The organism is Nakamurella aerolata (assembly GCF_013002705.1).
GTDB lineage: Bacteria > Actinomycetota > Actinomycetes > Mycobacteriales > Nakamurellaceae > Nakamurella > Nakamurella aerolata.
On the sequence record NZ_JABEND010000012.1, the window covers coordinates 37,278 to 48,874 of the forward strand.

General features: G+C 66.5%; 8 protein-coding genes. 1 reads left to right on the top strand and 7 read right to left on the bottom strand.

What is annotated here, in order from left to right; all coding sequences use genetic code 11:
* The first annotated feature begins 38 nt into the window (after positions 1 to 38).
* Positions 39 to 656, top strand: coding sequence for a PH domain-containing protein (locus tag HKD39_RS16800; protein ID WP_171201028.1), 618 nt, complete (start codon positions 39 to 41; stop codon positions 654 to 656).
* Between the two features lie 5 nt (positions 657 to 661).
* Here HKD39_RS16800 and HKD39_RS16805 read toward each other — a convergent pair whose 3' ends face one another.
* The 7 genes from HKD39_RS16805 to HKD39_RS16835 form a co-directional block, all read right to left on the bottom strand.
* Positions 662 to 1,699, bottom strand: a complete 1,038-nt coding sequence (locus HKD39_RS16805; protein ID WP_171201029.1) for an ABC transporter permease — start codon at positions 1,697 to 1,699, stop codon at positions 662 to 664.
* Positions 1,696 to 3,240 carry an ABC transporter permease gene (locus HKD39_RS16810; protein WP_171201030.1) on the bottom strand — a complete coding sequence of 515 codons (1,545 nt, stop codon included), beginning with the start codon at positions 3,238 to 3,240 and terminating at the stop codon, positions 1,696 to 1,698. Before HKD39_RS16810 ends, HKD39_RS16805 begins: the two co-directional genes overlap by 4 nt.
* A 168-nt stretch (positions 3,241 to 3,408) precedes the next feature.
* Positions 3,409 to 5,475 carry an ABC transporter family substrate-binding protein gene (locus HKD39_RS16815; RefSeq protein ID WP_171201031.1) on the bottom strand — a complete coding sequence of 689 codons (2,067 nt, stop codon included), beginning with the start codon at positions 5,473 to 5,475 and terminating at the stop codon, positions 3,409 to 3,411.
* A gap of 249 nt (positions 5,476 to 5,724) precedes the next feature.
* Positions 5,725 to 6,660, bottom strand: coding sequence for a TauD/TfdA family dioxygenase (locus HKD39_RS16820; RefSeq protein ID WP_171201032.1), 936 nt, complete (start codon positions 6,658 to 6,660; stop codon positions 5,725 to 5,727).
* A 207-nt stretch (positions 6,661 to 6,867) separates the two neighbouring features.
* Positions 6,868 to 9,192 (bottom strand): pyridoxal-phosphate dependent enzyme, encoded by a 2,325-nt coding sequence (locus HKD39_RS16825; protein WP_171201033.1) that lies wholly within the window; start codon positions 9,190 to 9,192, stop codon positions 6,868 to 6,870.
* On the bottom strand, positions 9,182 to 10,096 hold the full coding sequence (locus HKD39_RS16830) for a GHMP family kinase ATP-binding protein (protein ID WP_171201034.1): 915 nt from the start codon (positions 10,094 to 10,096) through the stop codon (positions 9,182 to 9,184). Before HKD39_RS16830 ends, HKD39_RS16825 begins: the two co-directional genes overlap by 11 nt.
* Positions 10,093 to 11,592 (bottom strand): argininosuccinate lyase, encoded by a 1,500-nt coding sequence (locus tag HKD39_RS16835; RefSeq protein WP_171201035.1) that lies wholly within the window; start codon positions 11,590 to 11,592, stop codon positions 10,093 to 10,095. The genes HKD39_RS16830 and HKD39_RS16835 overlap by 4 nt, the downstream gene beginning before the upstream one ends.
* Between the last annotated feature and the right edge of the window lie 5 nt (positions 11,593 to 11,597).

Genomic DNA, 11,597 nt, shown 5'->3' on the forward strand with positions numbered 1-11,597 from the left:
TGGGTCGGATGCGGCGCGTTGCCTGTCACCATGGGCAGGTGGATTCTGTCGAGTTTAGGTACCGACCGCGGTTCGGACTGGTGTTGACGGTCGTGGTGGCAGTGCTGTGCGTTGTTGGATTGGTGTTGACGCTGACCACCGACGGCTTCAACACCGCGCTGCGGACGCTGCCGTGGTTGCTGCTGATCTCCGGTGCGGCCTGGGCGGTGTTCTGGCGACCGGAGGTCAAGGTGGATGACGGCGGCGTGCGGCTGGTGAACGTGCTCCGCACCGTCGACCTGCCGTGGCCGTCGATCGTGCGGGTCGACACCAAATGGGCGCTGGCGCTGGTCACCAGGTACGGCAAGTTCACCGCATGGGCGGCGCCGACCTCGAGCCGGGTGAGCGGCAGGGAGATCTCCACACGCGACCTTGACGCCATGCCGGAGAGCACGTTCGAGGCCGGCAAGTCGATTCGGCCGGGCGATTCCCCGCACGCGCCGTCCGGCGCGGTCGCCATGGTGATCCGCCGCCACTGGGAAGCCCTGCAGCGCGCCGGCTACCTCGACCAGCCCCAGCTGGAGTTCGCCCGGCCTCCCGTGCGGTGGCACCTGCGGACGTTCGCCGTCGGCGGCGCCCTGGTGCTGTGGGGCCTGTTGGCCGCGGTGTTCGGCTAGCGGGCTCACGCGCCCTCCGCGGCCTTCGACTTCTCCTCCCTGCTGCTGCGCAGATCCTTGGACTTCGGGATCCGCTTCTGCCGCGGGTCGAAGGCGTCACGCAGCCCGTCACCGATGAAGTTGATGCACAGCGCGATGACGATGATGAAGATGCCCGGCCACAGGAACAGCCACGGCCTGGTGTTGAACGAGGTGGCATTTTCACTGATCAACGAGCCCAGCGAGACGTCGGGGAACTGAATGCCGAAACCGAGGAAGCTCAGCGCGGCCTCCACCAGGATGCCGCCGGCCATCAGCAGCGTCACGTTCACCACGATCACGCCGACGGTGTTCGGCAGGATGTGCTTGAAGATGATCCGCGGGTTGGAGGCGCCCGCGACCCGCGCCGCATCGACGAACTCCCGCTCCCGCAGCGACAGGAATTCGCCGCGGACCAACCGGGCCAGTCCCGTCCACGACAACAACCCGAGGGCGAAGGCCACCGGCCAGATACCGCGGACGCCGAAGACGAATCCGAGCACCGCGGTGATCAGGATGGTCGGCAGCGTCAGGATCAGGTCGGTGAACCGCATCAGCACCGAATCCACCCAGCCACCGAAGTATCCGGCCAGGGCGCCGAGCGTCACACCGATGGCGGTGGACAGGATGCCCATCACCACGATGACGACAGCGGTCTGCTGCACGCCACGCATCACCGCGGCGAACCAGTCGATGCCGAGCCTGTCCAGCCCGAACGGATGAGCGCCCCACTGGAAGGACGAGCTGAACGGCCACACCTGAAGTGTGGGTTGACCGGTCTGGTACCCCCTCAGCACTTCGTTGTAGCCCCACTTGTACCAACCGGGGATGAAGCCCCAGCCGATCGAGCTGATCGACAGGATCATCACGAACGCCAGCACGATCAGCGAAGCGACAGCGCCCTTGTGCCGGAAGAAGCGCCGCCGGACGATCTGGCCCTGCGACAGGCCGGCGGTTTCCTTCTGCTCCAGGCTGGATTCGTCCGGAGCGCCCTGCTCGGGCAGCGATGGCATCACAGTCGTCATGACGAGGTCACCCTGATTCGTGGGTCGAGTGCGGCGTAGGCCAGGTCAGCAACCAGGTTCATCAAGACCACCAGCACGGCGTTCACCAAGAAGAAGGCCATCACCGGGTTGGGATCCACCTGCAGCAGCCCTTGCTGGAACATCTGCCCCATGGCCCGATATTGGTACACGCTCTCGGTGACCACGGCGCCACCAACCAAACCGGCGACGTCGAACGCGATGATCGTGGTGATCGGGATCAGCGCGTTGCGGAACGCATGGCGCATGATCACCGTGCGTTCGGTGAGCCCCTTGGCCCGCGCGGTGCGGATGTAGTCCTGGTTCAGCACTTCGAGCATGCTGGCGCGCGCATAGCGGGAGTGGGTGGCCAGCGAGATCACCATCAGCGTGATGGTTGGCAGGAACAGGTGCACCAGCACGTCGGTGGTGGTGATCCAGAAGTCACCCTGCAGGTTCGGGGTGACCTGCCCCTGGGTGCGCAGCGGCCGCCCGTTGAGTAGCGACGAGTAGGTGGACCAGGCCCGCATCATCCGGTCGACGAAGATGATGATCGCGACACCGAGTGCGGTGAAGGCGCCGGTGCGGGCGTTCAGCGAGCGGTCGTCACCGCCGACCAGAATGCCGACAACGATGCCGACCACCAGCGCGATCAGCAGCAGCAGCATCAGCTTGCCGAAGCTCATGCCGTCGTGGAAGAAGATCTGCAGCGGGTACCAGAGCGCACAGCCGATACCGGCGGTGATCAACGCGCTGAGCAGCGCCCGCCGGTTCTTCAGTCCAGCGGTCAGCGTGGTGACGCCGCAGGCGATCAGCGCCGACAGCACGATGATGACCGGCAGGCCGAGGCTGGGGTTCAGCAACCAGTGCGTCTCGGAGATGTAGAAGGCGATCAGGAAGACTCCCAGCGCAACGGCCAGCGAGATGGCCAGCTTGCGCAGCAGCGTGCCGCTCAAGATCGAGAACGTCAGCAATCCGAAGAACACCGACATGATGATGAACCAGGTGGCCGAGAACGTCGGGCCGCCAGGGAGATTCAAGAAGTTGTTGAACTTGATCGCCACCAGGTCCTTCAGGATGATGCCGAGCCAGAAGGTCGGCAGCGAGAAGAACAGGAACACCATGAAGGTGACGGCGTAGTCGAAGCCGGAGTACTGCTTGATGGCGGTGATGATGCCGATCGCCACGCCGATGACCAGCGCCAGTACGGTCGCAGCGAGCACCAGCCGGAGCGAGACCAACAGGTAGGTGCCGAGGTTGTCGGTGACGTCGCCACCCTGGATGGTCTTGCCGAAATCGCACTTGCCGACGAAGCAGCCGCCGACACCCTTGAGCCACAGGAAGAACCGGACGACGACGTTCTGGTCCAGGTTCAGCGACTCGGTGATCGACCTGGTCAACTGCGCACGGACCGTCGGGTCCTGCGACTGGGCAGCGCGGGCGAGCGGATCACCGGCATTCGCGACCAGCACGAACGCGATGAACGATGCGCCGATCACGATGAACAACGAGGCGATGATTCGCCTGACGATGAAAGTGAGCAAGGTACTGCCCCTTCAGGAACTGGGCATGCCGCCGTCCGCCGCGCGCGCGGAGATCGTCCGGTCAGGCGGACGCATGCATCTGGTGTGGACGGGATGTTACCTGGGCCACTACCGACGTGGTGCCGGACCCGCTGACGCGGGCCCGGCACCACGATCGGTTCAAGCGGGTCAGGAACCCGGCTTGGTCCACTCCCAGAAGTTCCAGAAGTAGCTCGGCACCAGGGTCAGACCCTTGATGCCTTCCACGTTGGTGGAGTTGTACGAGAGCACCTCGGGGAACTGGAACAGCACCGTGCCGAAGCCGTCCTTCCAGAGGTTCTGCTCGACGCTGAGGATCAGCGCCTGCTGCTCCTCGGTGGACAGCGGCGTGCCGTTCAACTTCTTCAGCGCAGCGTCAACATCCTTGTTGCTGTAGCCGTAGTAGTTGTTCTGTCCGTCGGTCAGGTAGTTCGGCGGGATGGACGACACACCGGTGCTGTTCGACTGCCAGCCGAACAGCGCCGCGTCGTACACCTTGGTGTTCGGCAGCAGCGACGACCACTGGGCGTTCACACCGTCGACCATCTGGAAGCCGGCCTGCGACGCCGAGTCGGCGATCAGCTTGTACTCCTGCGCGCGCCGCGGGTTGTTCGCCGCGTACATGAAGCGCACCTTCGGGCTCTTGACGCCGGCCTCAGCCAGCAGCTTCTTGGCGCCTTCGATGTCGACGTTCTTGTACTCGGCCGAGCCATTCTCCGCGATCATCTTGTCGTAGCCGGGCGAGCCGGGAACAAGGTTGAACGAGTCGCGGGTGGTGGCCTCGGGGTTCAGCGGCTTGATCAGCTTGTCGACGATGTCCTGCCGCGGAACGGTCTTCATGAAGGCCAGGCGCACCTTGGCGGCCTTCTCCTTGTCGCCGCCGTAGGTCTTCGGGTCGAACGGGCCGCCGTTGTTCTCGGCGAAGTCGACGTGCTCGTAGGTGGCACCGTCGCCGGTGAGCACCTTGACGCCCTGACCCTCGAGGGCCTGCGCGGCGGTCAACACGTCGGCGGTGGCCTGCGGGTTGATCACGTCAACCTCGCCGTTCTGCAGCGCCTGCACCGCGGCCATCGGGTCACCGATGATCTGGTAGGTGATCTGCTGGAACTGCGGCTTCGGACCCCAGGTGTAGTTGGGGTTCACCTTGAAGGTGAGGTAGGAGTCCTTCTTGAAGTCGGTCAGCTGGTAGGCACCCGACGACAGGTACAGCGACTTGTCGCTGGGCAGCTGGTCGAAGTCGAAGCCGGTGTTCCAGAAGTCGGCGATCTTCTTGACCTCGGCGGCCTTGGCGTTGGCGCCCTTAGGCGTCGCCACCTTGACATCGTCCTTGTTGGCCTTGAAGTCGGAGTTCTCGTAGAACGCCTGCATGGTCTCGACCAGCTGCTTGCTGCCGGCGGCCGGATCGGTCGCACCGAGTGCCTTGGCGGCGACCACGTGGCTGGGCAGTGCGCCGCCCCACGGGTTGTTCAGCTGCCAGTCGACGTAGAAGGTGCCGTACTTGACGGTCATCGACTGGCCGTCCTCGGAGATGGTCGGCATCTCTTCGATGGCCGCCATGCCGGGCGAAGCGGCGTCGAAGGCGATGGCCGAGGTCTTCACCAGGTTGCCGTCGTCGTCGTACTGGGCCTCGCCGGTGTTGAACCGGCCGCTCAGCGCTGCCCACTCCAGCCACATGTCGTAGGCGGTGATCGGCGCACCGTCCGACCACTTGGCGTCCTTGTTGATGGTGTAGGTGACGGTGACCGGGTCCATCGACTCGACCTTGCAGGTCAGGAAGCTGTCGTTGTTGACGTACTTCAGGTCGCCGTCGTAGTAGCTACCAATGGCCTGGGTCAGGTACAGCGGGTAGCTGTTGTACACCGAGTTGGCGTGCGAGGTGTTGGAGTTCCACGAGGTCATGCCCTCGTTCATCGACACGTTGACGTTGTCCGCGGTGCCGGCCGGCGGGTTCCAGGCGCCGTGCGGGGTACCACAGGCACCGAGATCGCCTCCGCCCCCGGCACCCGAGCTCGGTGCACCGGAACCCTGTGCGCCGGAACCCTGTGCGCCCGAGCCCTGCCCGGCGCCGCCGGAGGCGGCAGCGCCGCCGTTGGTGGTCGGCGAGTTGGTGGTGGTGGGAGCGCCCTGTTGGCCGGTGTCGCTGCTGCTGCACGCCGCCAGCACCATTGCTGACGTCACGGCAAGAGCGGTCATCGCGACCGCCCGTGTTCTCCTCATGGAATGGTCCTCCTCGGCTCGTTGCGGCTGCCCTGGACGCGGCCCCCATCGACCGCAGACCTCTCGGACAGTGCATTGCGCCCTTGTCGTGTCTGACCGCACGACCATACGGACGAGACAGTGGTTTGGAACACCCCCATCCCGATCGTGACCAAAGAGTGATCGGTCAGCGTCCGGTTAGTAGTTCCCAACCAGTGGGACGCTGAGCCGTCCGGCCCTGCGCCCCGGATCGCGCTCCCACCAGCGCATTCAGCTCGACGCGACGTGCCCGAAGGGCACCTCGGCGACCACCCGCAGGCCGGTGAACGGCGTCCTGCCGTGGGCGGCGGCCACGTTGTCGACCAGCAGAATTTGACCGGACAACAATTCGACAGTCTGCTGACTGGACAGATAGCTCCGGCTGATCGCGTCGTACTGGTCCGCCGACACCGCAGTGCCATCGCCCCGCAGGGTCGTCAGCGGAAGACCGCCGACGCCGAAGGCATCGAGCAGCACCGCTCGCTCCGGCTCCGGGATGCTCAGATGGTTGAGGAACGCCAACTGGTTGAACCAGCAGTCGGCTCCGGTACCCGGATGCCGGACAATCGCCGGACGCCGGCTGGTCGCGCGTAACGAACCGTCGCGGGCCCACTCCACATCGACGAGCCACTGGCCGGCGAGCTCCTCCACCCGCACCGGATCCTTGGTGCCGAACACCTCGTCCCAGCCGACGCCGAGGTGCGGACGGAAGTTGCGCTGCAGCAACCACCCGTCCGCGGCGAAATCGTCGCGCAGTTCAATCGGCAACTCCTGCAACGCTTTCCGGGTATCAGCCAGGAACACCTCGCCGCCGCTGTCGGCCGGGCGCACCAGCGCCATCAACAGCCAAGCCGGCGGGTCAGCCAGCTGCGCGCCCTCGTGGTGCGCACACATCTCCCGATCACCCGACCACTCCGGCGTCGACCACACACCCGGGGCCAGCTCGATTCGGGAAGCGAAGTTCTCCCGCGGCGGGGCGACAGCGCTGCCGAAGGCATCAGGCAACTGCTGCAGCACGGACAACAGTGCGGCACTGTCCCCCGCCAGTTGACGACGCGCATCAAGCACGACGGCGCCATCGACGGCCGCGGACGCCAGCAACTCGTCGGCGCGGTCGGCCACCCAACCGAGCACCTCCGCATCAACATCAGCCACCGGTAGTGCCATGCCACTGCCTGCCTCTCTGTCCGCCGTTTCGCCTGCTCCGTGTTCGCTGCTCCGTGCTTCGCATCGCGCGATTGTCAACCAGGTCCGAGGTCGACTCCGGTGCCAAAGCTGTGCGTTTGCCCCGCACCGCAACGGCTTTCGGCTGTCCACCGCCGCGAGTCCCGCCGGGACGCGAGCACGCCCGGCCTAACGTGCGGCGCTCGCCGGTCAGCCACCTGTTCCCTGCAGACTCGGCGCCGGGTCGACGGTCGCTGCTGCCGTGCTCTCCAGCTGCACCAGCTCTGCGGCGGCATCCAGTGCGTCGTTGACGCCTGCTGCCGTGTCGCCCACCGCGATGAGGTAGCCGAGCCGGTCGTAGGCGTTGCGTGCCGGTCGCACGGGTTGACCGGGCGTCGCGGTGACCACCACCCGGTCGACGCCGGGAACGGCGAGCGCTTGCTGAATCCCGTCCAGCCGGTCGAACGTCCCAGCTCGGTCAGCCAGCAGGAACTGGATTCCCGCCACCTTGTCGCGCGGCCGTTGCCAGTCCAACGGCATCCCGATGGCGCACCGCAGCTGCTGCTCAAGCACATCAACCCCGGCGGCCAAGCGGATCAGCTCCGGGATCATTCCCCCGGCGAGCCGGCCGTTGATTTCGATCAACTCTGGCCCACCGGAGCCGACCCTTACCTCGAGGTGCGTTGCGCCCCAACGCCATCCAACAGCATTCAGCACCTGCTCGGCGTACTCGCCGAGCAGGTCGGCGACGGCTCGGAGAACTGGGGCAGGGAAGACGTGCCGGTGCTCGACGAAGTGTGGTGCGCCGGTGAGATATTTTGCCGTGACTCCGACGCAGCGGTGCGCCCCATCGACGGAAAACATTTCCACTGAATATTCTGGCCCTGAGACGGCCTGTTCCACCAGCGCCAGCTCCGGAACCGGCTGGCCGCGCACGTTTTGCCGTACGGCAAGCACCCGATCGACGGCCTCGAGTGCGGCAACAACACTGTCCACCTGGACGACCAGGTTGGAACCCGAGTCCTCCACCGGCTTGACCACCAGTGGCCAGCCGACGGCGTCGGCCAGCGCGTCGATGGCTTGCGTCCGCTGCCGGTGATCATGGCGAGCCTCGACCAGCGCGAAAGCCGGCTGCGCCAGCCCTGCCGCGTCCAGTGCAGCCCTGCTGGCGGCCTTGTTGCGACACCGGCGTACCGACTCGACCGAGTTCCCCCGCATACCGAGCCACTGCGCGAGCTGGGCGGTGGCCATGAGCGAGTACTCACTGGTGGTGAGAACCGCCGCCGGCCCGGCCGGCAGTCGGTCGACCTGACGCAGCGACGCCTCAAGGTCGTCCGTGTCGCACTCAATCACCATGGCGCCGGCCGCTGCGGCTGCCGGATACCGAGCCGGGGTCGTGGTCAACAGAACCGGTTGCGTACCAAGCCTTCTCGCGATGTTGAGCGCTTGCATCCCAGTGCCGGTGGTGTTGGATTCGACAAACAGCATCGGCGGCCGCTGCCGCGGCAGCACAGAGCTCGACCAGCTCACCACCGGGGTGCCGTAAGACACCTCGTCCGGGCGCCGCGGCGAGGCGGCCACCGAGTAGGGCCCGCTCTCGCCGGTATCCCCTGCGGTGACTTCATCCGGGCCGGAGGCGAACACGGTGTCGACGTACCGGTCACCGCGGTCGGGGAAGATGCCGACAACGGTTGCTGTCGGCGGATGACGGCGAGCGACATCGGCCAGCACCTGATAGACCGAACCGGAAGAGTTGCCGGCAAAGATCTGCTGCTCGGCGGCCAGCGCCCTGGTCGCGGCGAACGCCTCGGCGTCGGAGAGCCAGTGCACGCTGTCGATTTGACCGTAATCGACGTTGGGTGCCTGCATGCTGTTGCCGAGTCCACTTTGCTTGCGTTGCGGACGATCCGGCTGGGCAAAGATCATCGAGCCGACGCAGTCGACAGCGACGACTGTCAGCTCCCCGACCAACTCGCGCAGCGCAGCGGCCGTGCCGCACAGCGAGCCGCCGCTGCCCACCGCCCCGACCAGGACGTCGATCCGGTCAAGATCGCTCACCAGTTCCTGCGCCAAAGATGCGTATGCCGCCGGATTATCGGGATTGGAGTACTGCTGCGGCCAGAACGCGCCGGGCAGATCGTGCAGCAGCTGTTGCAGTAGTTCGAGTCTGGCGCTCTGCCAGCCGGCGCCCGTCATCTCGGTGACGATGTGCACGGCGCAGCCGAGCGCCCTGAGCTTGGTCTCGGTGACGGCGTCGATTCGAGGGTCGGTCACGATGTGCACCGGATGACCAAGTGCCCGCCCCACCAAGGCCAGGCCCAAAGCCATTGTCCCTGAAGAACTCTCGATGATGGGTGCGCCGGGGCGCAACCTGCCGTCCGTCCTCGCCTTGCTCAGGATCGATCGAGCCACCCGATCCTTCATCGCAAACTGGTTCGCCAACTCCAACTTTGCGTAGCTGCGTGCCGGGCCGAGGCCGCGCAACCGCACCGTCGGGGTGTGGCCGATCGCTGCCACCGGATCGTCAAATCGCATCGTCGGCTCCCGGGGTCGCAGTGTGGAAGACCCAGGCCCTGCCGGCGATCGCCGCGCACTGCCGGCGGGCCGCCAGCAGCTTGGGCGCGTAGTCGATGTCGGTCATGTCCAGCAGCACACCCACCATGGTTCCGCTGTGGGTGCTGACCACACCCAACGCCTCGATGCTGCGCGAGATCCGTTGCACGGCCGCAAGATGCTTGTGGTGGTTGCGGGACTGGTTGAGTTCGCCGCTCTCGGTGGCCACCCGGCCCAGCGCCGCGACGTCAGCGTCGGCCACCGCCACACTCAGCTGCTCCAGCAGCACCGCATATCGACGCTGTTCGGCGTCGGTGAACGACCGCTTGTGCTGGTTGAAGGCGATCGTGTCCACCCGTCCGCCGGCGTCAACGGCAACCACCGTCAGCGGCGGCACCGGCCCGAGCACCGAACGCAGCGAAACCTCGCGGTGATCGAACGCCACGATGCCCGGATACATCACCCCGTCGGTGGGTTCGATGCCGCGCAGCCACTCTTCGACGGCCTCCGGTGAGGTGTCGACATCCAGACAGCGTCCGACGGCACGCACGGTGGCGACCAGGTCCGCGGACGAGCTGGCCAACCCCTTGCCGGTCGGCAGCTGCGAATCGATCACCAACGTTCCCCCTCCGGGATGCCCGGCAGCCCGGAGCATGCGCTGGGCAACGGTTCTGGCCTTGACCTTGTGGGCCGGGAACACCACGAGATCGTCCCGCTCGGCCAGTCGCACCGAGACGTGCGACCACAGGGCGATCGGCAACGTCACCAAGAACTCACGCCCGCCCGGCAGCGCGCCCTGCAACAGCTCCCCGAACGTGCCCATGGCAGTGCCGACACCGGCACGCTGGTCGATGCCCTGGTGCCCGCCGATCAATCGGATGGTCATCGGGCCCCTCCTGCCGACGGTGCCGCTCGATCCCACCACCGGACCGCCTCGGTGCGGTCGCGATCGAGCTCGTTGAGTAGTGCCCACATCGACGCCGGCGACGTTCCGCCCGCGGTGATCTTGGCGGCCAGAGCCGCGTCGGTGTCACGGGTTTGCCGCAACAACTCCAGCACATCCGCGGTGCTCGGCTCGGCGGCTGCGCCGCCGCCGGAATCGCGATGCGCGTGGATCAACCCACGCAACAATTCGACGTCGGGCCCGCGCTGCCCTGACTCAAGGCACGCAACGATGTACTTGCCGGCGACGACCTGGGCGGTCCGCCATGGCAGCCCGAACTGCAGCGCCAGGCCGTTGGCCAGGGCGAAACCGCCGAGAAAGTCGTCGTCACAGGCCCGGCGCATCGCCGCGGTGTCGAACTCCAGCTGCCGGATCACCAGGTCGAGCAGCAGCAGCATCGACTCGGCGTTCCACCACAATTGCGGTAGTGACGCCGACGCTTCCTTCGACACCTCAACGAGGTTGGTGTACGAGGTGTTGCGCTGACCGACCGCCACGTCGAGATACCCGGCGGTCAAATGTCCGCTGCGACCGCGGATCCTTTCCAGCACAGGGAAATTCTTCTTCTGTGGCATCGCCGACGAGATGCCGGCGAGCTCGTCCGGCAGGCTCATCCACTGATACGCACCACTGCTCCAGGCCATCAGATCGGTGACGAAGCGGCTGACCACAACGCCGAGATCGGACAACGCCCCGGCGGCAGCCAGCACCCATCCACGGGAAGCGACGGCACTCAGCGCGTGTGGCACCGGGCCCGAGAAGCCCAGCGCGGCAGCGAGTCTGGAGCGGTCCCAGGGCAGTTCGCTGCCCGCCATGGCGCCCGCCCCGAGCGGACACAGGTCAACTTCGCGATAGGCGGCACGGAGCCGCCGCTGGGAATCGAGTAGCTCAGCGGCAAAGGCCGACAGCACGAAGCCTGGCGAGATCACCTGCGCAGCCTGCAGATGCGTCTGACCCGGCATCGGGTCGTCGAGATGCTGGCCGGCCCTGTCGAGCAGCCCACCGGCCACCCGCAGTAGCAGGCCCGCCGTGGTGCGGATGCGCTCCCGGCCGTACCACCGCTGGGCGGTGGCTTGCAGGTCGTTCCGGCTGCGGTCGACGTGCCACAGCGGCGCCGGCACCGACAACCGTTGCTGTACCGCCTGTTCGATCGCGAACGCCATGTCCGAGAAGTTCCCGCCCCGGTGCGGCTGCAGGTCGTCAGGGTCGATGCTGGCCAAGGCGGCATCAACCGCATCGGCCTGATCGGCAGGCAGCGCACCGATCCGCCGCGCCTCGGCCGCGAGAGCGCGCTCGACGGCAACGTACGCCGGGACCAAATGCGCTGCCTCGTAGACGAATTGGGGACCGAGAACGTACTCGTCCAACAGCGCGTTCGGCGCCGCCGCGATTCGGCCGGTGAGCTGCTCGGGGGGTGAGGGTGAGCCGCCGCTGCCCATCCAGC

What these genes read in the sequence shown, in the direction of transcription:
- HKD39_RS16830 (WP_171201034.1), bottom strand. Translation starts at nt 10,096, where the DNA reads ATGACCATCCGATTGATCGGCGGGCACCAGGGCATCGACCAGCGTGCC.
- HKD39_RS16820 (WP_171201032.1), bottom strand. Translation starts at nt 6,660, where the DNA reads ATGGCACTACCGGTGGCTGATGTTGATGCGGAGGTGCTCGGTTGGGTG.
- HKD39_RS16825 (WP_171201033.1), bottom strand. Translation starts at nt 9,192, where the DNA reads ATGCGATTTGACGATCCGGTGGCAGCGATCGGCCACACCCCGACGGTG.
- HKD39_RS16835 (WP_171201035.1), bottom strand. Translation starts at nt 11,592, where the DNA reads ATGGGCAGCGGCGGCTCACCCTCACCCCCCGAGCAGCTCACCGGCCGA.
- HKD39_RS16815 (WP_171201031.1), bottom strand. Translation starts at nt 5,475, where the DNA reads ATGAGGAGAACACGGGCGGTCGCGATGACCGCTCTTGCCGTGACGTCA.
- HKD39_RS16805 (WP_171201029.1), bottom strand. Translation starts at nt 1,699, where the DNA reads ATGACGACTGTGATGCCATCGCTGCCCGAGCAGGGCGCTCCGGACGAA.